Here is a 23843-nt window from a genome sequence, read left to right as displayed (position 1 = left end):
AGACACCCCGTCGTCGCCGTACAGTCTGGAGTCGGGAAGCTCCCACTCCGTTGTGATCAATGGTTTCCAGGGGAAGGCTTGCTGATCGTCGACCCCGTCAAAAGGTCCGGCCTTCGTGGAGTTCCGCGACTTACCGTCTACCACTTCATAGGTGCGACCTAGGACGGCTGCGCGTTCACCAAGCCACAGGCCATCACGTTGCGGGTTACTGGGTTGCTGCGCTTGTAGCCATCTTGGCTGACGGGAGGATCACGGAGTCGCTGATAACCGTGACGGACTTCGACCCCCTGGTGAGCGCAACGTACAGCTCTTGGGCGCTGTAACTCGCTGGATTCAGGATGACGACGTGGTCGTACTCCAGGCCTTTGACGAGCAACGGTCGTGACACCACGCGTGCCGATTGCCTGCGTCCGACGACTCGAGCGTGGTTTCGCGTTCGCTGGAGCGCATCAGACACCGTGCAATCGTCGGAAATGGCAGTGGCAATTGAGCGCGTGATCTCGTTCCACGCCTCACGGCAGTGGATGGTCACGCCGGGCAGCGTGGCCAGGAGGCTGAACGCGTTACGCACAGCATGTGGTTTAGGCGCACTTCGCACCAGAACGATAGCCGCGTAGGCAGGCTTCAGGACGTCATTTCTCGTCGTAAACGACTTGCCTTCACCGAGCTGCTTCCGCTTGGTGGCAGAGATGTGACTTGCGATGCCGCTGCTGCATTTGACGGCGAAGTCGACGATGGCCTCCGCGACTTCTGGGCCACTTTTTGAGTCAATCTTGGCGGCCAAGATCAACGGCACCCTCTCGTCAATAGCCTCCATGACTGTGTATGAGCCGCCCAGGCTGCCGGCGGCGTTGACGCAGTCCGGTCGGAACTGCCCCAGCACGGCAACCGTGCCGTCGAGTTTCAAGGCGGAGTAGCAGACATTGACGAAGGTCCGCTGGTCACGCCTCTGCACCCAGCGGACCGGCGTCGCGGTGAGATCGATCGGCAGGCCGCCGCGGAGGTCATCCCGGACGCTCACAAGCCATGCGCCAAGGTCTTGATGATTCGGGTCCCACCTGCGCGGCCTGTGCGATACATCGACAGCGGGGAAACTCGCCGAAACGTCCACATCCCAGTCGACCGGCTGGTTCGTGCCGAAGTTGAACAGGCTCTGCAACGGATCTCCGAGCACCACCGTGGGCAGGACAGCAGACAGGGCGAGCGCGAGCGCGTGCTGGTCGATCAAGCAGTCCTGATACTCGTCAATGAATAGGTTCGTGTAGCTGACCTTGAGCATTCGTCCCACAGCCTTGGTGCCCACGGAAATAGCCGCGGCACGATGGTAGTCCCCGACCTTGCTCCAGTCAGGGGTAGCGGAGACAGTAATCCCCGCCAGCGTCGGAAAGTGCGCGATGAGATCGTATGACCACGAGTCGATCGTGCGGACGACGACCTGGTCACTCGAGACACCGAACTTCTTCATGCGCCGCCGGAGGACGTCTACGCCCGCGTGCGTGTGGGTCAGCACAAGGCTCACGCCTCCCTGATTGGCGACCTTGGCCACGGCGGCGGCAATGAGCTCCGTCTTGCCTGCGCCCGCCGGGAGTGTCACCGAGCACCGCAACGAGCTGAGCACCGCCTGAACGGCGTCCTCGACGCGGGGGTCTTCAGTCATCTGCGGCCGGTTCCCCCGGTTCGGATTCCATTGGGTCGGGCGCGGTCGGGTACGCGAACGCCCTAAGCTGACCGATCACCTTCATCAAGTGGGTCTCTTCCAATCCGGCCCAATGGGCAATGACTACGGTGGCCAGCTCCTCCCCCCGATCTTCGCGCTTGAACCACTCGTTATGTTTGGTCTTGGCAGCGCCCGCTATTGCTGTACGGATCTTCTGTGCATCGATCCCGGTTTGTGCCTGCCAGCGGTCGACAACGATTCCCGTGAGCGGCGAGTGCCCGAGCTTTGCTCCCACCGTGGCCAGAATCGATTGCGCGCCTCTGATTTCCACAGCAAGGTCGACAACCGCTTGCAGGCCCTCGGCCGGCAGGGCGCGCACTACCTCATCCTCGAGTGCGCTGCCGGACGTCCAACGGCACACCTCGACGCCAACGGCTTCGGCGTCCTTGACCGAGTGGTCAATGCTGCGGTCGTCGTTGTCGATGAGCATGCAGGTCGGGTAGCCAAGGTTCCGAAAGATTTGGGCACGCTGCGTTGATTGGGTCCCGCCGCCACCATTTACTACAACGGTGCCAATTGCCGCCGAGGGTGCCTGGTCGGCGGCAATCCGCTCTGAGTCCCAGTGGCGGAGCAGGCCGCGGAGGAAGCCCACCTCGGTAGCGCCTTCCCCTACGAGCACTCGCCGGCCAAGGAGTGCTTCGGGCGCACTGCGGAACGTCCCTTGGACGGTGTCGAGATCGTCGGGGACGGGGTAACAGGTCGTGGCTCCGGCACCATCAGCATGTACAACGACGAAATCGCCCGCGCTCAGGGATTTCACCGTGATGGGCGAGTGAGTCGTCATGATCACCTGCAGGCCATCAGCGCTGGTGCGCTTCTTGAGGTGGTGCAGCGCCTGCGCCAGCCGGTGCGGCTCGAGCCCGTGCTCGACCTCGTCTATCGCAATGATCGAGCCGTCCTCCGTCGCCTGATCCTGAATAGACAAGCTCGTCAGCCGACGAGTGCCCAGCCCGAGGCTCGACAGCGGCACTTCGCCATCGTGGAGCACCAGAGCGTGCGCGGACGTTGCAGAGCTCGGCTCTAGGCCTGGACGTAGTTTGCCGAACTTCGCTGCACCAAAATTTCCCGCCGCCCTCTGCGCCGTCGCGGCGGCCGCGTGCAAAGCGTTCGGCTGAGTGTTGAAAACCGCTGCCCGAGCTTCTCGATGCGCACCGAGAATAACGGAAGCCGCACCATTGCCGCCATCTATCAGGTTCGACAGCGCCGATCCACGTGCCCAGCGCAGATGGAAGTCTGGTAGATCGCCCAAGCGGAAGAAGCCGAGCTGTCGTCGTTGGCCGGCGGTGATAGGGCGCGCATCGTCAGATTCAGGTCTTACGACTTCCCACGTCGGCTCGAGCTCCGGTGTCACGGTAAGCCGGACGACAAGGCATTCCTCGGCTCCATCGACAGGATCGTGTACGAGAGTTCCGTCAGGCATGATCCCCGAGCGGTCCTTGCCGAGCTGGCTCTCCTTAACGAGGTTGTCCGGGAGGTCGCTGATCGCCGCCTCGATCACGACGTTCTTTGTCAGGTCGAGGCCAAAGAAGTCAGCATCCGTAAACTGCGGGCTGTAGTTTGGGTTGAGCACTAACCCGATCGCGTCGAGCAGTGTTGTCTTAGTGCTGTCGCCCGCACCCACCAGACCGATCAAGCGCCGGTTGATCGTCCATTCTGCGGACTTGATGCCACGAAAGTGTTCGATCCGAAGTCGCCGTAGCATCATGAAACAAAACCTCACTGTCAAGCCTCTGGTGTGTGCGTGCAACCTAGCCTTCAAGCAACGCTTGCCTTCACAACTGTCCGAACCAGCATGCCACTAGCAAAGGTACAGCCAACGGAGATCGCACCGTGGCGCAGCGCCAATGTCACAGCAGGGGCCAGGTTCCATGACCTTCGAGGTGCCATATTGGCATTCGGCGAACAGGCGCTGCTGCCTCCGGTGAATGTCCCGCCCATATTTGACGGCGAGTCGGAAACCCATTTATGTGTGGCTTCAAGCATCCACCGTTAAGGACATAGACCCGGGGGTGTATGTGAGGGGTATGTTTTCGCTCTTATACGAGGAGACAAGATTCCTGCTAAATCAGCACAAGCAGCCCCATCTCACTGCGATCACCACATGTTCACTAACTGTCGAGCTCCGACAGCACACGCCGGCCAAACTCGCCGTCGAGGGCGAAGGAAAGAGTTGGTGGTGCATCCGCGTAGGTTCCTGGAACTGAAGGCTCGTCCCTGGTTCGCCGCCGGTCGGACTTCAGTGGTCACAGGAGGCCAGCGGGCAGAGCGCTCCGACGCCGTTACCCGAGGTTTTCCACATACACCAAGACTCCCCTACCAGCAGCCGGCCGTTGATGCTGCACTGGACCCATGCTCAGCTACGAAGACATCATCCTGCTCGGAGAGGAACGAGTTTTCGTCATCCAGGAGCACAAGGATGGCCGCTGCTGGTGCGGCGAGACTTGGGATTGGCCGGCACCGCCGAGTCATCCAAGTGTTTAGGTTCGTGGCCGCTTCCCAGCACGGTGCTGGTCCGGTCTAAAGCAAACACCGTCGATGCGCGGCCAGAGACGGACGGGAATGTCGATGATCAGGAAGTCCAGAGGTCCATGATCGTCGGGACACGTGGGTGGCGGCGATCGCTAGGCCCTGTGTTGTAGCGAATCCCTCCGTTCACTTGGGATCGACGAGGTCCTGCAATGCCCGCTCGATGGCTCTACCCAGCGCCGCGTGTATGTGCCGGATCCAGGTGGTTGCCTCCTGGGCATCCGCATCCCCGGTTTCAAGAACCCGAGAAGCCTGGGACTGTCATACTCCCGCTGGTAGTGGAAAATCTGATTGCGAAAGCGGCTCAAATCATCGACACGGTCATCGCCAAGGAGCTCATCGATCTCCGAATCGGAGATCCCTGCATTGCGCCACCCTTGGATCACAACGTAGACCGTCGCGTACCAGAGACTTAGGGCGATCGAGTCGTCCATCGAGGTGGCGAAGTCGACCTCGGCCGGAGACTGCTCTCGATTTATCGGGCGCATGAACACTCCCGTGACTACGGGATCCGGGAGAAGGTCTATCAGTACCTGCTCCACGCAAAACTGGAGTGAACCGCTTCCCTGCCGGCGGCGTCGTCGTGCCGTAGCCGTCGCAGCCGTAGGTTTACGGAAGGTCCATTATCGTCTGAAAGGTAATCTACGCCGAAAATCGCGGAGCCAACCTCGAGAACCCTCACGCTGTCGTCGCAAGGCTGGTAATAGTCGGTTACGGATTGGGTGCACCAGCGCGCAGCCCGTCCATGACGAGGTCCAGGAGCCAGGTCAACCGTGGTTGCCAGTCCGTGTGGGCGTCGAGTTGCCACAGGCCGGCGACGGCGAGGAAGAAGTCATCCGCTGTGACTCCGGGGCGGATGGTGCCGGACTGCTCGCCGGCGCGCAGCAGCCGGTCGGCCGCGGCGAACATCGGGGCGTATCCGGGCTTCTCCCGGCTGCTCGGTGCGGAGGTGGCCTGGCGGACCGCGTCGGCCAGGCCGGCTTTAGCGATGGCGTACCGGGCGAGGTGATCCATCCATTCCCGCAGGGCTTGATCCGCCGGTCGGGTTTTGAGCAGGTCTGCCGCGACGTCTGCGACCTGTTCCATCCCGTGGCGGTAGACCTCCAGTATCAGCGCCTCACGGTCCGGGAAGTGCCGGTAGATCGTGCCCTGCCCTACGCCTGCCTTCTTCGCGATCACGCTGAGCGGGACGTCTGCCGAACGGGTCAGCTCAGCGTATGCCACTTCGAGGATGCGGTCACGGTTCAGTTGTGCATCCGAGCGTATCGATGCGTCTTTCGGCTCCGGCACCAGACCTCCTTCACGAGGGTTTATTACAGTCAACCTTGCTAAGCGGACAACTGTCCGCTAACGTCATCTCCGAAACGGACAGCTGTCCGCTTCATCGAGAATATCTTAGCGAGAGAACAACTCAATGAAAACTACGGGAAACACAATCCTGATCACCGGCGGCACCTCGGGCATCGGGTACGGCCTTGCCCGACGCTTCCACGAGGCCGGCAACACGGTCATCGTCGCTGGTCGGCGCAAAGAGCTGCTGGACCAGATCACTACCGAACACCCCGGTATCGAGGGCATCATCCTCGACGTCGCCGACCCTGCCTCGATCACCCGGGCCGCCGAGACCCTTGCTGCCAGCCACCCGCAATTGAACGTCCTGGTCAACAACGCCGGCATCATGCTGCACGAGAACGTGTTGGACCCAGCCGCGCTGCAGATCGCCGAGGACCACATCACTACGAACCTGCTCGGCGCCATCCGGATGACCTACGCCTTCCTGCCGCACTTGGTGACCAAGGACGACGCCGCCGTCTTGAACGTCACGTCCGCGCTGGCGTTCGTGCCGTTCCCAATCACCCCGACCTACAACGCCACCAAAGCCGCCCTGCACTCCTTCACCACGAGCCTGCGTGTCCAACTCGCCGATACCGCAGTCCAGGTCATTGAGGTAGTTCCGCCCGGCGTGCGGACGACGCTGCTGGGCCAGCAGGACGACGAGAACGCCATGCCGCTGGACGAGTTCCTCCTGGAAACTATGGCCCTGCTCAACGCCCGGCCCGACGCCAAGGAAATCGTGGTGGAACGCGCCAAGTTCCTCCGCGACGCCGAAGCCGAGGGCCGGTACGAAAACGTCCTCGACATGCTCAGCGGCGTTGGCGCCTGAGCCTCCTCAGCACCGGCTGCTACAGGTGCTTACGGTGTTGACCCTGGGCGCCTGCCGGGTCGCCAGGACGAGTGGAGGCCTTGGTGTCCGGCGAGCAAAGTCCGGCAGCTAGGTCGACTTTGAGCCTTCAGTTGATTCGTCGAGGACGAGTGCCAGGAGGCCGGGAAAGCGTCGATCGAGTTCTTCGCGGCGGAGCCAGTTGCGGTGCCTGTTTCCCTGCACCTCCTGCTTGATGAGACCTGACTCGCGCAGAATGCGCCAGTGGCGCGTGAGCGCGGACTTGGAGACAGCTGGGTTTAAGGTTTGCGCTGCTGGCCCGCCGCGGGGGTGCGCGGCGGCCCTGCCCGATGCGGTGTTAGTGGACGTCGACCTCGTCCGCTTCCACGGTGGTGGGTGTCTTTGATTCGATTTCGTTCCTTTTCTGGCCTGCGGCCTGCAGGGCTTGGCGGGCCTGTTCCGGGTCGAAGTCCCTTTCCCATTTGCCGACGACGACGGCTGCCATCGCGTTTCCGAGGACGTTGATGAAGACGCGGCCTTCGTTCAGCAGCCGGTTGATGCCGACGATGAGGGCGAGTGCGGCCAGCGGGATGCCGCCCACGGTGCTGAGTGTGCTGGCCAGGACGGTGAACGCGCCGCCGGCGATACCTGCAGTGCCTTGCTGGTGAGCATCATGACGCCGACCATGACCAGCTGCTGTTCCCAGGAGAGGTCCATGCCGACGGCCTGGACCAGGAACACGGAGGCCATGGTCAGGTAGACGGCGGATCCGTCGAGATTGAAGGAGAATCCGGAGGGGATGACGATGCCGACGGTGGATTTGCCGACGCCCATGTTTTCGAGCTTCTTGATCAGCTGCGGGAGGAGGACCGCTTGGCTGGAGCAGGTGCTCAGGGCAATCAGCAGTTCTGCCTTGAAGTAGCGCATTAGAGTGAAGATGTTCAGTCCGCAACTACGGGCGATACTGCCCAGAACTACCAGGACGTAGAGGATGCAAGTGCCGGTGAACAGCAGGACGAGGTAGCCGAGTTGCTGCAGGCTTTGGGTGCCGTAATTGGCGACGGCGGCCAGCCGGCTTTGCGCAGGCTGTCCATCGAGGCGATGCCAAGGGACCCGACGCAGAACACCACGGGAATGACGATCATCTTCACCAGAGCGATGAACCAATCGCTGAGCGGTGTGAGCTGTTTACCGACGGAGGGCAGGAGCAGTCCGACGGCGATGCCCAGGACTGCGCCCAGGACGACTTGGAACCAGAGTTCGCGCAGCAGCCGGCCGAACCGGGATCGCTGCTTGGGCGGGCGGAATGGTGCGGGTTCTGCATGGTATGGCTCGACATCTTGGGTGCTCCTTTGCACGACAGACAGTGAAAATTCGAGAGGTGCGGTCCCGGGCCGTGGTGCTGCCCGGGACCACGGCACTGCGGAATTGGTTAGTTGTGCAGTGCGCGCAGGACCTTGTAGAACTCGGCCTTGCCTTCGAGGCCGATGCCGGGCAGGTCGCTGGGGGCAACCCGGCTGTTGACGACGACAGCGTCGTCGGTAAAGCCGCCGGTGGGCTGGAACTCGCCCGGGTAGGACTCGTTGCCGCCCAGCTTGAGGGCTGCTGCGATGTGCAGGGAGAACTGGTGTCCACCATGAGGGATGCAGCGGCGTGAGGACCAGCCGTGCTGGGCGAGCATGTCCTGGATCCGGCGGTATTCGGTCAGGCCATAGCTCAGGGCCGGGTCGACCTGGATGAAGTCGCGGTCCGGGCGCATCCCGCCGTAGCGGACCAGGTTGCGGGCGTCCTGGAGGGAGAACAGGTTCTCTCCCGTGGCGATCGGGTTTTTGTAGTGCTCGGACAGGGTGGAGTTCAGGGCGTAGTCCAACGGGTCGCCGACTTCCTCGTACCAGAACAGCCCGTAGTGGTCGATGGCTTTGCCGTATTCCAGCGCGGTCTCCAGGTCGAACTTGCCGTTGACGTCCACCATGAGGCGGGAAGCGTCGCCGTCGAGGACCTCGACCACGGCTTCGATGCGGCGAAGGTCTTCGACGAGGTCGGCGCCGCCGATCTTCATTTTGACCACGTTGTAGCCCTTGGCGAGGAAGCTGCGCATTTCGTTCTGCAGGTCTTCGAGGCTCTTGCCGGGGGCGTAGTAGCCGCCGGCGGCGTAGACGAAGACGTCCTTGTCCGGGTTGCCGTCACCGTAGTGGTCCGAGATCCACCGGTAGAGCGGGACGCCGGCGATCTTCGCGGCGAGGTCGTGGAGGGCCATGTCGGCCACGCCGACGGCGACGGAGCGTTCGCCGTGTCCTCCGGGCTTTTCGTTGGACATCATCAGGTCCCACGCCTTTTCCGGCGAGAGCTGGCCGTCCTCATCAAGAAGGTCTTCGCACGGGGCATCCATGATGCGCGGAAGAATGCGGTCCTTCAGGATGCCTGTCGCGTTGTAGCGGCCGTTGGAGTTGAAGCCATAGCCAACCAGGGGCTTGCCGTCGACGAAGACATCTGAGACTAGCGCGATGATCGTGCAGTCCATCTTGGTGAAGTCAATGAAGGCGTTCCGGATCGAGGAACTGATGCGGATGGTGCCGACATGGGCGGAAACGATTTTCATCTGTGATTCTCTCTTGGGTGGTGTCTTATTTCTTATAAGATGCAGGGCCGGGATCAACCCGAGGCGCAAGGGGACAAGCGCATCGCTCGATCGAATATCTTATAAGATCTGCGTTCAAGGCTAGCGGGGCGCGACGGGGCGCACAAGTCTTCTGGTTGAATTTCTTATAAGATGTTCCGAGGGAGCGGGATTGGCCGCACATTCAGTAAGAGATTCGGAGCGTCAGATGAGCACCACGAACGTCTTTTCCAGCAAGGGCAGTCTGGCGTACAGCGAACTCCGCCAGCTGATCCTCTCCGGCGGCCTCGCCCCCGGCTCACGCGTCTCCCAGTACGAACTGGCGGACAAGATGCAGATGAGCATCACTCCCCTGCGCGAAGCGATCCGCCGACTCTCAAGCGAAGGCCTGATCATCATGGATACCCACCGGGACTCCCGTGTGGCTGACGTGAGTGCTTCGGAGGCCCGCGAACTGCTTGAAGTCCGCCTCTCGCTGGAGCCCTCAGCGACCGAGTTGGCAGCACACCGCCGGACCGAAGCTGACATCGTCGCCATGAGGACCGCAGCGAAGAAACTGCTTCCGGTCACCCGGGTCTGGGGCGAGGACGCCATCACGGCACACCGCGATTTCCACCGGGCCGTCTACACCGCCTCCCACAACGCCAGCATGATCAAGCTCCTGGACGACCTGTGGGACAAGTCCGACCGCTACCGCCGCCTCGGCCTGGAACTCCCATCCGGCGATGAACCCCGGACCATAGACCTGAACCAGCACCACCAGATTCTTGAACTTGTAGCCTCCGGCGATGGTCCCGGCGCAGCCGAACTCGCACGGACCCACATCGCCAACAGCCTCACAGCCTCAGTAACCGGAGCCCTGGAGGAACGCGAGAACGTCCAGCCGGGAACCACGGAGAAAACCGCCTAGTATCCGGCGCCACGGATTCCAGTATCCGACGGAGCCTCGGCCGCGGTTCGATATGACATGTTCGCAGAACTATGGAGCCAAGCGTCCTAACCATGTGAGGAGAACGCATTGGCCTCGGCCGATGCCTCGAGAGTGTTGCTCTCGTCGTCAACCGCGGGCATCGCGATAACGGCGACAACAGTGAGTATGGCACTGACCAGTACGGCCACGAAGACAGCAGTAGTCGCAGACACAATTGTCTGGGGGTCGGAATCGCCGCCGGGGACGCCGGCATATATCGAGTTAGCTACTGCCCCGAAAACGGCGACGCCGATGGAGCTTCCAATCGAACGGGCGAAGAGATTAGTACCCGTGACTACGCCGCGCTCATTCCATTCGACGCTTGACTGGGCGGCAATGAGGATCGGGGTCGCCACCAGCCCCAGTCCCAGTCCGACGACGAAACAACACACCGCCACAACCGGAACGTTGGGAGAAGAGGCCGTGAGCGTAAGGACCGATGTACCGATGACAGCGACCATGACACCGATAAGTGCCGTCCTCCGATAGCCAATCCGGAAATAGAACCGGCCAGCCTGTGAAGCACTGATCGGCCAGCCGATGGTCAATGCTGCCACGGCGAGCCCTGCCAGAACCGGGGAGGTCGAGAGGGATCCTAAGAGGAACGTGGGCACGTAGGAAGTAAGGCCGAACATGATTGCACCAATGCCGAAAGAAATCATCGACGTCGTGGCCAGCAGACGCCGGGACACTACCCACGGCGGCAGCACTGGCTCTGCTGCCCTCCTCTCGACCAGAACGAACACCGCGAAGAGGAGTGTCCCGACTCCAAACACGGAGATGCTGGTGAGGGAGTTCCAAGCCCATGCCAAGCCGCCCTCGAGAGCCCCGAGGATAAGCAGGCTGAGGGACAGAGTTAGCAGTACCGCCCCTAAATAGTCCACCCGGTGCTTGGCGCGCTCGATACGTTCGTGGAACGCTCGGATCAGCATCCACCCGGCCAAGAGGCAGAGCGGGATGTTTAGAAGGAAGATCCCACGCCAGATGCCGACCGACGCGAACAATCCGCCTAACGTTGGGCCAGTGACTGACGAAAGTGCCCACACACTGGCAAGATAGCCTTGCACTTTAGCCCGTTCAGTCGCCGTGTAGATATCGCCGACGATGGTCATAGCCATCGGCAGGACTGCTCCCGCGCCCAGGCCTTGGAGCACGCGGAACGCAATGAGGGCCGGCATGCTCCACGCCACTCCGCAAAGGATCGAACTGAGCAGGAAAAGAGCGATACCGCTAAGGATGATCGGCTTACGGCCAACGACGTCCGAGAGTTTCGCGTAGACCGGCACGGAGACAGCCTGCGCCAACAGATAGGCCGAGAAAAGCCATGGAAAGGATGTGAAGCCGCCAACGTCTTGCACGATCGAAGGTACAGCCGTCGCCACAATCGTCGAATCAATCGCCACCAGGCCTGACGAGACCATTAAGGCAATAAGAATGGGGCCCCGCCGGGACCGAAACCCGACTCCGTCGGCAGTCGCTGTCGTCACCGCCAGCTCAATTTCTCCATGGTTGTGCCGTACGGGACTTTTTCACTCAGGCTGACGGTAAAGGTCTCCGGGCTGCTACGCGTCACCAGCATGCCCTGCTTCCGCGTTTTCGCATTCTCAAGCCGTTTGCCCACCGCATTGTCGAGTCGCTGCTCCAATTCGGCGCGCTTCTGGACGGTCAAAGTGATGGAATTCTCCGAACTGTAATTCATTGCCGTCGAAATACCTTCCAAAAGTGATGTTGCTCTTCAAACCGAGCATGGCGGGTTATGGCAGAACGGACAAAGGTGGAGCACCGGATCCTGGTCAGCCCCACAACAAAGCCCGGCTTTGGTGGCAGTGCGATGGTTGTCCCGCTAAGCCTCGTTCTCATATAAGGCTAAAAGCGACGCGCCCGGGCCGCTCATAGCCATCCACGCCAACAACACCCGAAAATACGCCACTTTGTGCCACACCGATCCGCTCCTGGTCCGGGTTCTGCCCGCTCCCAGCGGGAGCGCGCAGAGCCGGCGACAGGTGACAGAGGGTCAGTGTGTCAGGTCTCGCCCCGCTGTTTCGGTCAGGAAGAATACGCTCGCTGCGGTAATGAGCCCGGCGATGACGAGGTAAATGGCGACCGACCAGGAAGCCAAAGTTGCTGCATACAGGCCGGTTGCGATCAGGGGGGAGAACCCACCCCCCAGGGTCTGCCCGAGCTGATAACCCATCGAGGCACCGCTGTAGCGGAACTTGGTGGCAAAGAGCTCACTAATCAACGAGGCCAGCGGACCGTAAATCATGCCGCTTAGGGTCAGGGAGACGGCCATCGCCACCACGATGAGTACGGGACTCTTGGTGTCCACCATGGCGAACATCGGAAATGCCCATACCCCGTAAGCAATTCCACCAGTGAGGATGACCGGGCGTCGGCCTACCCGGTCGGAAATCGCAGAGCTCACCCAGTCACTGATGCCATAGAAAACATAGCCAATTACCAGGGCAATCAACCCCAGGCCCGCACCAACCTTGAGGTCCACAGCGGTGTAGCTCAACAACCAACCCAGCACGACGTAGTTGAGGGTGCCAAATCCGAAACTGATTCCCGCGGCCAGGAGAAGTTGCTTGGGATTGGTCTTAATCACTTCGAGGATGGGTTTACGGGTGGTTTTTCCCTTTACCTCTGCGTCTTTGTATACCGGCGTCTCTTTGAGCCGAAGCCGAATGATGAGCCCAGTCACGACGAGGATAATCGATAGCAGGAACGGGATTCTCCAGCCCCATGCCTCGAAAGTTTCCGGCGGCAGAAGACTCACGGCGAAAAGTACTACAGTCGAAAGCAGGCCACCGAGCGCTGATGATGCCGGTATGAACCCTGTGTAGAAACCCCGCTTTTCCCGAGGGGCCGTCTCACTCACCATCAAAATGGCGCCTCCGTATTCGCCGCCGAAGGAAAAGCCCTGCACGAAGCGCAGTATGACAAGGAAAATCGGCGCCCAGATCCCGATGGCAGCATAGGTCGGAAGAAGCCCGATTGCGGTAGTCGAAATGCCTGCGATGAGCAACATGGCGACCAGGACGCGCTTCCGGCCATGAAGGTCCCCAACGTGCCCGGCTACCAGGCTCCCGAGCGGGCGCGCAATAAATCCAACGGCCTGCGTCGTGAACGCGGCAATCAGGGCGACAGTCGGGTCGAAGCTTGGAAAAAACAACTTTCCGAAGATTAGCGCGGCCGCTGATGCGTACAGAGCGAAATCGTACTGCTCCAGGATGTTTCCTACAGCGCTGCCCGCGATGGTCCGGCGCAACAACTTCCTCTGCTGCGGCCCAAACTCCGTGGGTGTTGCCGGGGATAAAACGGTGGTATCCATGTGTTGCCCCGTGATCGGTTCAACAGCCTTTACGACCTGCGACTTCGTTGTCCGCATGTGTGCTCCTGGGTGCTCGCGCCGGCGCCAAGGCTGCCGGGTTACAGGTGACATCCCGCCCGAGGTTTCTTCTTGATCTGTCCGGGTCGGTATGGCGACGCTACTTCCCTGGTGGTGCGTGCGTCAAGGAAAACTTTCGCATCACTTAGCAAGCGTTCGTAATGTGAAAGTTTGCGTTCTTGCAGACGTGCGAACATTCTCATTAGTGAGCACGGGAAGGTTGGACCATCCGCGACATCCTGGCGCACGGAGTCATCGACTACCACCCCACCCCCGTAGGCACGGCGGCCGTTACGGCGGACCACATGCAGGAATGGTTCGAGGCGGGGGCAGTGGATGGTTTCTGGGTATCGGTGGACATCTATGAGGATGGAATCGACACTTTCGTCGACGAGGTTGTTCCGATACTGCAGGAACGGGGCCTGCTGCACTCCGACTACGAAGGCAGAACCTCCGCGCACACCTCGGCGTCCCTGAACAGTACGGCCTCGACCCGAGATTGCGGTAGCGGCTTCTCTAGGGCATCCAGAGCCGCAGTGGGGTTTGCGATTCGTACGCTTTTCCTTGGGGAAAGGACACGAGTTCGAATTGCATTCCCCACGGCGCCAGGAAATAGACCCAGCGCTGGCCCTCGCTGGCTACTGAACTCGAGGTCGGTTCCCCAAGCACCTGGATCCCGTGGTTTTTGAGATGGCAAACAGCTACGTCGAGGTCCTCGACGTAGAAGGCGAGGTGATGACCGCCAATGTCACTGTTGCGGGGCTGTTCTCGCCGCTGATCCGGGGACGAGTAGTTGAAGACCTCAAAATTCGCCCCGTTGAAGCAGCGGTAGAAGCGTATCTCCGCCAGTGTTGCCTCCGGGTGGACGTTAAGCCTTGTCTGCATCAACTCGGGGTCCTGCGGGTACGGCCCCAGCGAGTAGACATGCTGGCACCCTATGACGTTGACGAAGAATTCGTGGGCTTGCTCCATGTCGGGCACTGTGAACCCGATGTGGTCCGTTCCACGGATACCCGGCAGTCCACGCCGTTCCCTGAGGGCAATGTCTTGCTGTTCAGCGTCCTGGTTCATGTGGTTCTCCAGCAACTATTTCTGGCGATCGAATATCTCAGGGTGATCAAGCAGGGCCATGCGTGTTTTGCGGACATGCATGGCCAGCAATTCCTCAGCAGAACGGGTGTCACGACGGCGGATGGCCGCCACGAGGAGCCTATGCTCCAAATGCGTGTCGGCCAGTCCATCGGGACCGATCAGCTGCACGTACGCGCGCCGGTAATGCTGGGTGGTGTTCCAGAGCCGCTCGACCATCTCCAGCAAGGTCGGCATGCCCGCATCTTGAAAGCTCAACAGGTGGAATTCGCGGTCCAGTTCGACGAAGTCCTCCACCACGCGGCAGTTCTCCATCTCGCTGGTCAACTGAACGAGCCGATCCAAGGTTTCAATGCCGACGTTATCGATGGCCTGTCCCAGCGCGAGCGGCTCAAGCCGTTCGCGGATCAGGTACGTCTCCTGGCACTCAGCGAGGTTCATGGAGCTGACCCAGGCCCCGGAGGACGCAACAAGTGTGACGAGCCCGTGCGATTCAAGGATTCGCAAGGCTTCACGGATCGGCAACCTGCTGACGCCGAAGTCTTCTGCGATCTGCTCCTGTCGGATCCTCGTGCCCGGCGCAAGGTCCCCGTCCAGGATCCTCTGACTTAGTTCGTCTGCGATGCGCTGGCTGGCAGCGCCCGATTTCTTCAAAAGAACAGCTTGGGTGGACATACCTAAAGCATACCGACTCCGGCCGAATGGATCCATTGGTGGACAGTTGGGCGCACAAAAGGGGGGTGAACTCCTTGCATTGGATCCATTCCCCCGCTTATGGTGGAACGAACGCAAAAACGATGCACGTACGCCCCATGGGAGCCAAAGATGTCAACCACTACGCCCTTGACCTACTCGACTGAGTGCACAGAGCTGCGCGCAACGCGCGACGACTGGGACGCAGCAGCTCCGGAGTTGCTCGAATCCATGCTTGTGCAGATGCACACCATCCGGATTTTTGAGGAAGTTGTCCTGCAGCTGGCGGCAGAGGGTTTGGTACACGGCCCCGCCCACTCCAGCATTGGCCAGGAGGGAGCAGCGGTGGGATCCGTATTGGCGCTGCGGGGAGCCGACGGCGTGAACGGCACCCACCGTGGCCATCACCAGTTCCTGGCAAAGGGTCTTGCCTATCTGTCCCCGCACGGCATGTCCATCATCGACGGGATAAAAAACGACCAGGTCACGGAATTCATCCGACGGACGATGTCCGAGATTTTGGGTCTCAGGGCCGGTTTTAGCGGTGGCCGGGGCGGGTCGATGCACCTGCAGTGGCTTGAGGCCGGAGCGCTGGGCACCAACGCCATTGTGGGTGGCGGAGTGCCGCTTGCCGCTGGCAATGCTTGGGCACAGCGCCATGACGCAGAAATCCAGGACGACGGCGGCCAGGCAGATGGGATGGGGGTCACCGTAACCTATTTCGGTGACGGCGCCTCGAACATCGGGTCAACGCTTGAGACCATGAACCTGGCCGCTGCATGGCGCCTGCCGCTGTGCTTCTACATCGAAAACAATCTCTACGCTGTCTCGACCCACGTATCCGACGTAACAGGGGAACCTCGGCTGGCGGCTCGTGGGCCCGGCTTCGGCATCAGGTCCTGGCGCGTGGACGGCATGGATCCCCTCGCGGTCTACCTTGCCCAGAAGGCAGCCGTGGATTACATGCGCGCTGGCAAGGGAACAACCCTTATAGAGGCGGAAACCTACCGTTATTTCCACCAGAACGGCCCCTTCCCCGGCAGCGCCTTCGGTTACCGGACCAAGGAGGAGGAGAAGCAGTGGCGTGAACGCGACCCCTTGGCCAAACTGGCCGCAGAGATGACCCGGCGCGGACTCCTCACGGACGAACAATTGAGTGATCTCACGTCGCACATCACCGAGCAAATCACCCGGATTGTGGACGAAATCACGGAGAAGGACCCGGAAAGCGCGAAAGGCGCCCGCCGGATCCGCCCCACTCTTTGGCCGGATCCGGCTGCCGTGGATACCGACATCAGGAGCGAACCGGCATTGACCGGCACAGAACCCGGCGAACCAACCGAAGACGGCACCGTGGAGCGCCGCTTCGTTGATGCCATTGCAGATGTCCTCGGCCGCCGGATGGACGTGGACCCGGGCGTGCTGGTCCTCGGCGAAGACGTGCACCGGCTCAAGGGCGGCACCAACGGGGCTACGCGCGGGCTGAAAGATGCTTATCCAGACCGGGTCCTGGGCACACCAATCAGTGAAAACGCCTTCGCGGGCCTGGCAGGCGGCCTGTCCATGACCGGACGATACAAGCCGGTCGTGGAGTTCATGTACTCCGACTTCCTGTGGGTAGCCGCTGACCAGATTTTCAACCAGATCGGCAAGGCCCGGCACATGTTCGGCGGCCAGTCCTCCATGCCTGTGGTGCTCCGGTCCAAGGTCGCAATGGGAGCCGGCTATGGCTCGCAGCATTCCATGGATCCGGCAGGGATCTTCGCCAACAACCCGGGCTGGCGCATCGTAGCGCCGTCAACACCGCAAGACTATATCGGGTTGATGAACACAGCCTTGGAACTCCAGGACCCGGTGCTCGTTCTTGAGCACGTAGACCTCTACGGGACCAAAGGAAACATACCCGCGGAGAATCTCGACTACCAATTGCCGGTGGGCAAAGCGGCCGTGCGGCGGGCGGGCGAAGGCGTCACTGTCCTGAGCTACCTGAACATGGTGGATGTATCGCTTCAGGCCGCCGAGCGCCGTCTTGATCTCGATCCCGAAGTCATCGATCTGCGGTGGCTCGACAGGGCATCCCTGGACTGGGAAACCATCGGCGCCTCAATCCAGAAAACCAACAACGTCCTGATCGTCGAACAGGGTGCCCGCGGCACGTCATACGGCGGCTGGCTCTCTGACGAGATCCAGCGCAGATTCTTCGATTACCTCGACCAGCCCATCCAACGCGTTACGGGCAAGGAAGCCGCGCCGAGCATCTCGAAAGTCCTTGAGGCTGCAGCCAACGCCGATCTCAACGACGTCCTTGCCGGCTTCGACGAAATAGCCCGCAATCTCGGCCTTTCCTGAACCGGATCCATCAAAGGACATTCATCATGGCAACCATCATCACCATGCCGGCCGTCGTCGCAGACGCCACCGAGGCAGCTCTCCAGGACTGGCTCGTAAAAATAGGCGACACCATCGCAGCCGGTCAACCCATCGCCGAAATTGAAACTGAGAAGGCCACCGTTGAACTGCAGGCTGAGTTTCCCGGAACTGTCGGGAGACTGCTGATCCGGCCGGGAACCTCCGTAGGTGTCGGCGAGCCCATTGCCGTGCTCGTCGAAGCAGGCGAGGATGAAGCGTCCATCGACAAGCAGATAGCCTCCGCCGGCGGTGCTTCGCACAGCCTTGCAGAGCATCCCGTGCCCGAGGATACTGAAGCACCAACAACCAGGCGGGATACGCGGCCTGCGGCTCTGGACGCGGGCCTGGAGCCGTCCAGCCATGCTCAGGGACGGGACTCGCGGGTATTCGGGTCACCCTTGGCCCGGAAGCTCGCTAAAGAACTCGGCCTCGACCTTTCATCTTTAACGGGCTCGGGACCCAACAGCAGGATCCTTCGCCGGGACGTCGAAGCCGCCCGCAGGAAACACGCAGCAAGTCCGGAACGCGTCTCCAAAGCTGAAGAACTCCTTCCCGCTGCCCCAACCGCTGCGTCCCTGACTGCCGGCGTGCAAAACTTCCAGGACGAACCGCTCTCGGGCATGCGCAAGGCCATCGCACGACGGCTTACTGAGTCAAAGTCAACCGTTCCCCATTTCTATGTCTCCATCGACGTCGAGATGGACGCCCTCCTGGCTTTGCGCAAGGAAATTAACCAGGGCGCGCTCCCTTCGAACCGGAAGGCAACAGTCAATGATCTTGTCCTGAAAGCCCTGGGAGGAGCACTTGTGGACGTGCCTGCCGCAAATGCTTCCTGGCAAGGAGACGCCATCCGCCACTATTCAACGGTGGATGTCTCCGTGGCCATCGCCACCACGGACGGCCTGCTGACACCCGTGGTTCGCGGCCTGGAAAACCTCTCCCTCAGCTCCCTGGGCAGGACCATGGGCGACTACAAAGAACGTGCAGCCGCGAACCGGATCCGGCAACAGGAACTCGACGGCGGGTCCTTCAGCCTCACGAACCTGGGAATGTACGGGACACGGGAGTTCTCGGCCATCCTCAACCCGCCCCAGGCAGGGATCCTGGCCGTCGGGGCGGCCGAGCAGCGCCCGGTGGTGCGCGACGGCCAGCTGGCAGTTGCCACGGTCATGAGCTGCACCCTTTCCGCAGACCACCGGGTCATCGACGGCGCAGTGGCAGCACAATTGCTGGCCGCTTTCAAAGCGCGCATCGAGAACCCGCTGAGCATCCTCCTGTAATCGCATCTCCTACTGAATCCTGCTGCGCAAAGCGGCCTCCAGCGAAAAGGCTTTATCCATGACTCAAGTAACAGCCGAGCAAGACGAGTTGCCAGGGGATCTGCTGCCGATATCCCGCAAGTCCGCCGGGCACGTCATCGTTGATACGCTCGCCGCCCACGGCATCAAGCGGGCCCATGTAGTGCCGGGTGAGAGCTTCCTTGATGTCCTTGACGGACTTCACGGCTCGTCAATCGAGACCATCGTTTGTCGCCATGAAGGTGGGGCGACTTACATGGCCGAAGCTGACGGCAAGATGAACCAGCTGCCCGGCATTGCAATGGTTACCCGCGGGCCCGGCGCTGCCAATGCCCACGTAGGACTTCACACCGCATGGCAGGACTCCACCCCCATGGTGCTGTTCGTGGGGTTGATTCCCTTCGCCCACAGGGACCGCGAGGCCTTCCAGGAGTTCGACATCAAAGCCTGGTTCGACACCGGCGCCAAGCGCGTGATGGTCCTGGACCACGCCGCGCGTGCCTCCGAAATCGTCGCTGAAGCCCTTTTCGCGGCTATGAGCGGACGGCCGGGTCCTGTCGTCGTTGGCCTGCCCGAAGACGTCATCCGCCAACAGATCCCCGCCGAACTACATCCTCCCATCCCGGTCGCCACGGGTGGGATGACCACTGTGGACGCGGCCGCGCTGGCCGATGCCCTGGCCGCATCAAGCAAGCCGTTGTTCGTCACCGGCGGCAACGACTGGACGCAAGAAGGGGCGGACCAGCTCACACGCTGGCTCGAGAAGCACCACATTCCTGCAGCGGCCGAGTGGCGCACCGAAGGCACCATCCCGTTCGATTCCCCCTCTTATGTTGGCCCCATAGGCTACGGCCGTCCGCGGCCCACCTATGACCTGCTCGAAGAAACTGACCTTCTGGTTTTTGTGGGCACAGTCCCTGGGGACGTGATTACCGATGGATTTCTTTGCCGCCAGGACTGGTCAAAAAGGAACTTCCTGGTCACTATCGACCCATCGCTTCGTGGCCGCTCGGGACCCGTCTCCTACCAAATTGTCGCCAAGCCCGATGTTTTCGTCCGCGACCTCGCGAAGATCGAGCTTCCCGTCAAAGATGAGTGGATGAGTTGGACGGCAAAAATGCGTGCGGAGCAGGCAGCCTTCGCCGCCCTTCCCTCAGCGACGCCGTCCGATGGTCCAGCCCGGATGGACACCCTGATGGCCAACCTCGTCCCCACCCTCCCGCATGACGCCATGATCACACTGGGCGCAGGTGAGCACACGAATTGGGCCCACCGCTACTTTCCCACCCAGCGCTACGCCTCGATGATCAGTGCCCGCAACGGCTCCATGGGCTACTCCGTCCCCTCCGCCATCGCAGCGTCTCTGGAATACCCGAGCAGGCGCGTGGTGACCATCGCCGGCGACGGCGAATTCCTTATGAACGGACAGGAGCTTGCCACCGCCGCCCAATACGGCGCCACTCCCCTAGTGGTCGTAATGGACAACCAGGAGTACGGGACCATCCGCACGCATCAAGAACGGCATTACCCCGAACGTGTTTCGGGCACCCAATTGAAAAACCCGGAGTTCGCGCTCATGGCACAGGCCTTTGGGGGTTTCGGCATCAAGGTGGAACGCGATGCTGACATTCCTGCCGCTATCTCAGCGGCGCTGAGAGCCATCGACGAGGACCGCGTCTTCGCGCTCATCCATCTGGTGGTTGAGCAGCGGGTCAAAGCCTACTAGCCCTCCCCAACCGCCCCGCACCTGTGGTTGAGCATGTCGAAACCCCTACAACTGTTAAGGACTTCCCTTTATGACTGTCTCCGCACTTTCCCCTGCCGTTTCACCCGAGCGTGAGGCTGCCCTGCTCGCCGCTGTTCCTACCGGCCTTTTGATTGGCGGGCGGTGGCGGGACGCATCCGACGGCGGCAGGTTCGACGTGCAGGATCCCGCAACCGGAGAGGTACTTGCCACCCTCGCCTCCGCTAGCAGTGACGACGCCATCGCCGCCCTTGACGCCGCCGATGCTGCGCAGACGTCCTGGGCGCGAACAGCACCGAGGGTGCGGGCCGAGATCCTTCGCCGGGCTTTTGACCTGGTGACCGAACGGGCCGAGGACTTCGCCCTACTGATGACCCTGGAGATGGGAAAGCCGCTGGCCGAAGCCCGAGGCGAGGTCACCTACGGTGCCGAGTTCCTGCGTTGGTTCTCAGAGGAAACCGTTCGCGATTACGGCCGCTACCTCACCACCCCCGAGGGCAAGAACAAGATCCTGGTCCAGCACAAACCCGTTGGCCCGTGCCTGCTCATAACCCCCTGGAACTTTCCCCTCGCGATGGCCACCCGCAAAGTAGCCCCAGCCGTCGCCGCCGGCTGCACCATGGTCCTCAAACCCGCCAAGCTCACCCCCCTTACAGCGCAGTACTTCGCGCAGACGATGCTCGACGCCGGCCTGCCCGCCGGTGTCCTGAACGTCGTTGCCTCCTCCTCCGCCTCCGGGATCTCCGGGCCACTGTTGAAGGACTCCCGGCTGCGGAAAGTCTCCTTTACCGGCTCCACCTCCGTCGGCAAACGCCTCATGGCCGACGCCGCCCAGAACGTGCTCCGTACCTCGATGGAACTCGGCGGGAACGCACCGTTCATCGTGTTCGAGGACGCAGACCTGGACAAAGCTGTCGAGGGAGCCATGGCCGCCAAGATGCGGAACATGGGCGAAGCGTGCACCGCCGCCAACCGCTTCCTCGTCCACGAAACCGTCGCCGCCGAGTTCACGCAGAGGTTTGCCGCCGCGATGGGCGCCTTGGCCACCGGCCGCGGCACCGACCCCGCCACCCAGGTAGGCCCGCTCATCGACGCCGGCGCACGCGACGACGTCCACGCCCTGGTCAGCGCCGCCGTCGACGCCGGGGCTACCGCCTTTACAGGTGGCGGGCCAGTGGACGGACCCGGCTACTTCTACCAACCCACCGTCCTGGGCAACGTGCCCAACGACGCCGCTATCCTGGGCCAGGAAATCTTCGGACCCGTGGCCCCTATCACCACCTTCAAAACTGAGGACGACGCCATCCGGCTGGCCAATGCCACCGAATACGGCCTCGCGTCATACCTCTACAGCCGGGACTTCAACAAGCTCCTGCGGGTGGCGGAACAGATCGAGTTCGGCATGGTCGGGTTCAACGCCGGCGTCATCTCAAACGCCGCAGCACCCTTCGGCGGCGTCAAACAATCCGGCCTGGGACGCGAAGGCGGATCAGAAGGCATCGCCGAATACACCACCACCCAATACATCGGCATCGCAGACCCCTACGCCGGCTAATCCCATAACAGCCAAAGGCGCCTGCCGGCCCCGTAAATGGGGCCGGCAGGCGCTTCACTGTTGGCTCGGGAACTGTTGCTGGGGAACGGAACGCGAGCCGCTGCAGGTGTAAGGCTACCGGGAGAATTCCGTCGGCGGGCTGTCGATCCAGTCGAGGTAGATCGGGTCCTCAGGATGCCAGGCTCCCCAATGCGAGACTCGAGGGACATTCACGACATCCCAGTCCGAGTTGACGGGCCGAACGTCCATCCAGTCCCAGATGCAGGTGCGGTGAAGGATCTTCCACACGCCGTCGCGCTTTTCGCACAAATCGCGGTAGCGGCCGGCCTGGAACATTGTCACCTCGGGGTCCTTGAAGGGGACCACACAGATGAACGTGCTTTCGCGCTTGGCACGGTTCCCGTCAATCTCGGACAGGACGTTGGAGATGTGGTGGCTGCAGCTATGGATCTTGTCGTGCCAGGTCATGGCTGCATCAGCCCACTCCTGACCGTTTCCAACATAGCCGCCGTGATCATCAAATGAATCAGGCCAGTACGTGGACTTCATCAGCTCGCGGTCGTGCCGGTCCGCGCCCCTCGCATACAGCATCAGGTTGTCGTGGAGGGCTTGCTTGTCATACAACTCAGTCAGTTGAGCATGTGTGAGGGACATATATCCAGACTTTCTACTCCAAACGCCAGGCAGCTTCCTTGCTGCCTCGTAAGAAACAACGCTAGAAGCTGGAGTTGCTGGACGGGTAGCATCTTGGGCGCCATGCATTTAAGAAGCAACGCCACGTGCCGGGTACGAAGGACCGCCTCCATCGGCACGTCCTAGGGGCCGCCCGCTGGCCTTGGTGCCGCCCTCAAGAGCGCGCTCCTAAGTCCAGCTGGCTGGAACCGTTCTTAGAAGGTACGCGCGGCAACCCGCACCGGTTCGGCACGCTTCAGTGCGTCGCTTAGACGCTCAGCGGACACAGGTGCGGCGGGAGCTTCGAGCATGGTGTCGTCCGGGGTGGCGGGGTCCGCCAGGTAAAGCCTGGTGTAGGCAGCGGCTTCCGGCTCGAAACGCCAGCTTTCAGCCAATGTGCCGGCGTCCACAGTGTCGAAACCCAGTTGCTCGATAAGCCCCACGACCTTCGCCTTGGCGGTAGCGTCGTCGCCTGCCACGGGAACGGCGGTGCGGTCGGGTGCGCCGGCGGGGCGCGCCAGCTGGGGGATGTGGTGGGCCAGGATGTTGTTGAAGGCCTTCGTCAGGCCGGCTCCCTGGAAATGCTGCAGGACGAGCTCGCTCGTAGTCAGCCTTTCCTCGTCGAGCTCAGCCACCCTTCCGTCCCGGAATGGGTAGTAGTTGGTGGTGTCGAGTACGGCCTTCCCTTCAAGCAGGGATGCGGGAATGGCGGTATGCGCGGTGAGCGGCACGGACAGGACAACAACGTCTCCGGCCGCCGCGGACTGTTCGATGGTGCCGGCGGAAGCCAGGGGTCCCAACTCTGAGACGAGGCCGGCGAGTGTCTCCGGGCCGCGGGAATTGGACAGCACTACAGGGATGCCGGCATTTACGGCGAGATGAGCGATGGCACTACCGATGTTTCCGGTGCCAATGATTCCAAGTGTGGGCATTTTCTTGTTTCCTCAGTTGGGAGTCGTGGATGGAGCGGGAACCTGAAAGCTACGTCCCGTTGATGGCAC

At 61.6% G+C, this 23843-nt stretch carries 18 protein-coding genes and 1 pseudogene; 6 read left to right on the top strand and 13 right to left on the bottom strand.

Going from position 1 to position 23843, the window contains the following annotated elements; translation table 11 throughout:
- Window positions 1-205: 205 nt before the first annotated feature.
- The 3 genes from ABD742_RS07785 to ABD742_RS07775 all read right to left on the bottom strand — a co-directional run bounded on the left by ABD742_RS07785 (window position 206) and on the right by ABD742_RS07775 (window position 5533).
- Window positions 206-1657 (bottom strand): DEAD/DEAH box-containing ATP-dependent helicase, encoded by a 1452-nt coding sequence (locus tag ABD742_RS07785; protein ID WP_234752259.1) that lies wholly within the window; start codon window positions 1655-1657, stop codon window positions 206-208.
- The gene (locus tag ABD742_RS07780) at window positions 1650-3422 is read right to left on the bottom strand and encodes an ATP-dependent nuclease (RefSeq protein WP_234752257.1); all 1773 of its coding nucleotides are present in this window, start codon (window positions 3420-3422) and stop codon (window positions 1650-1652) included. The genes ABD742_RS07785 and ABD742_RS07780 overlap by 8 nt, the downstream gene beginning before the upstream one ends.
- Window positions 3423-4954: 1532 nt before the next feature.
- On the bottom strand, window positions 4955-5533 hold the full coding sequence (locus ABD742_RS07775; RefSeq protein WP_234752255.1) for a TetR/AcrR family transcriptional regulator: 579 nt from the start codon (window positions 5531-5533) through the stop codon (window positions 4955-4957).
- A 124-nt stretch (window positions 5534-5657) separates the two neighbouring features.
- On the opposite strand from ABD742_RS07775, the gene ABD742_RS07770 reads away from it, so the two are divergent.
- Window positions 5658-6407 carry an SDR family oxidoreductase gene (locus tag ABD742_RS07770; RefSeq protein ID WP_234752253.1) on the top strand — a complete coding sequence of 250 codons (750 nt, stop codon included), beginning with the start codon at window positions 5658-5660 and terminating at the stop codon, window positions 6405-6407.
- A gap of 355 nt (window positions 6408-6762) precedes the next feature.
- Here the strand turns inward: ABD742_RS07770 and ABD742_RS07765 are convergent.
- From ABD742_RS07765 to ABD742_RS07755, 3 genes and pseudogenes are all read right to left on the bottom strand, one after another.
- A pseudogene (locus tag ABD742_RS07765) lies at window positions 6763-7415 on the bottom strand (cation:dicarboxylate symporter family transporter).
- The gene (locus tag ABD742_RS07760; protein WP_234752251.1) at window positions 7379-7762 is read right to left on the bottom strand and encodes a cation:dicarboxylate symporter family transporter; all 384 of its coding nucleotides are present in this window, start codon (window positions 7760-7762) and stop codon (window positions 7379-7381) included. Before ABD742_RS07760 ends, ABD742_RS07765 begins: the two are co-directional and overlap by 37 nt.
- A 74-nt stretch (window positions 7763-7836) precedes the next feature.
- Entirely contained in the window at window positions 7837-9003 is a 1167-nt protein-coding gene (locus tag ABD742_RS07755; protein WP_234752249.1) for a mandelate racemase/muconate lactonizing enzyme family protein, read from the bottom strand.
- Window positions 9004-9229: 226 nt separating this feature from the next.
- Here ABD742_RS07755 and ABD742_RS07750 point away from each other — a divergent pair, with 226 nt between their 5' ends.
- A complete protein-coding gene (locus ABD742_RS07750) occupies window positions 9230-9931 on the top strand; it encodes a GntR family transcriptional regulator (RefSeq protein WP_234752247.1) in 702 nt (233 codons plus the stop codon).
- Between the two features lie 86 nt (window positions 9932-10017).
- Here ABD742_RS07750 and ABD742_RS07745 read toward each other — a convergent pair whose 3' ends face one another.
- From ABD742_RS07745 to ABD742_RS07725, 5 genes are all read right to left on the bottom strand, one after another.
- Complete coding sequence (locus ABD742_RS07745; RefSeq protein WP_234752245.1) at window positions 10018-11478, bottom strand: MFS transporter; 1461 nt, start codon at window positions 11476-11478, stop codon at window positions 10018-10020.
- Window positions 11475-11690: a hypothetical protein gene (locus tag ABD742_RS07740; RefSeq protein WP_234752243.1), complete on the bottom strand. Its 216-nt coding sequence runs from the start codon at window positions 11688-11690 to the stop codon at window positions 11475-11477. The genes ABD742_RS07745 and ABD742_RS07740 overlap by 4 nt, the downstream gene beginning before the upstream one ends.
- Window positions 11691-12005: 315 nt before the next feature.
- On the bottom strand, window positions 12006-13325 hold the full coding sequence (locus ABD742_RS07735; protein WP_344787591.1) for an MFS transporter: 1320 nt from the start codon (window positions 13323-13325) through the stop codon (window positions 12006-12008).
- A gap of 573 nt (window positions 13326-13898) precedes the next feature.
- Window positions 13899-14453, bottom strand: a complete 555-nt coding sequence (locus ABD742_RS07730) for a VOC family protein (RefSeq protein WP_234752239.1) — start codon at window positions 14451-14453, stop codon at window positions 13899-13901.
- Between the two features lie 15 nt (window positions 14454-14468).
- Window positions 14469-15146, bottom strand: coding sequence for a GntR family transcriptional regulator (locus tag ABD742_RS07725; protein ID WP_344787589.1), 678 nt, complete (start codon window positions 15144-15146; stop codon window positions 14469-14471).
- Window positions 15147-15296: 150 nt separating this feature from the next.
- Between ABD742_RS07725 and ABD742_RS07720 the strand changes: the two genes are divergently transcribed.
- The 4 genes from ABD742_RS07720 (at window position 15297) to ABD742_RS07705 (ending at window position 22170) form a co-directional block, all read left to right on the top strand.
- The gene (locus ABD742_RS07720; RefSeq protein ID WP_234752235.1) at window positions 15297-17513 is read left to right on the top strand and encodes an alpha-ketoacid dehydrogenase subunit alpha/beta; all 2217 of its coding nucleotides are present in this window, start codon (window positions 15297-15299) and stop codon (window positions 17511-17513) included.
- 26 nt (window positions 17514-17539) lie between these two features.
- Window positions 17540-18853 (top strand): dihydrolipoamide acetyltransferase family protein, encoded by a 1314-nt coding sequence (locus tag ABD742_RS07715; protein ID WP_234752233.1) that lies wholly within the window; start codon window positions 17540-17542, stop codon window positions 18851-18853.
- A 58-nt stretch (window positions 18854-18911) separates the two neighbouring features.
- A complete protein-coding gene (locus tag ABD742_RS07710) occupies window positions 18912-20597 on the top strand; it encodes a thiamine pyrophosphate-dependent enzyme (protein ID WP_234752230.1) in 1686 nt (561 codons plus the stop codon).
- A gap of 70 nt (window positions 20598-20667) precedes the next feature.
- A complete protein-coding gene (locus ABD742_RS07705) occupies window positions 20668-22170 on the top strand; it encodes an NAD-dependent succinate-semialdehyde dehydrogenase (protein ID WP_234752228.1) in 1503 nt (500 codons plus the stop codon).
- Between the two features lie 114 nt (window positions 22171-22284).
- Here ABD742_RS07705 and ABD742_RS07700 read toward each other — a convergent pair whose 3' ends face one another.
- Both ABD742_RS07700 and ABD742_RS07695 read right to left on the bottom strand, forming a co-directional pair.
- Window positions 22285-22824 carry a nuclear transport factor 2 family protein gene (locus ABD742_RS07700; protein ID WP_234752226.1) on the bottom strand — a complete coding sequence of 180 codons (540 nt, stop codon included), beginning with the start codon at window positions 22822-22824 and terminating at the stop codon, window positions 22285-22287.
- Window positions 22825-23057: 233 nt separating this feature from the next.
- On the bottom strand, window positions 23058-23774 hold the full coding sequence (locus ABD742_RS07695) for an NADPH-dependent F420 reductase (protein ID WP_234752224.1): 717 nt from the start codon (window positions 23772-23774) through the stop codon (window positions 23058-23060).
- Between the last annotated feature and the right edge of the window lie 69 nt (window positions 23775-23843).

The sequence above is a fragment of the Arthrobacter ramosus genome, assembly GCF_039535095.1.
GTDB classification, from domain to species: Bacteria; Actinomycetota; Actinomycetes; order Actinomycetales; family Micrococcaceae; genus Arthrobacter; species Arthrobacter ramosus.
Note: the sequence above shows the minus strand (reverse complement) of the source record. Positions and strands in the feature narration are given on the sequence as shown.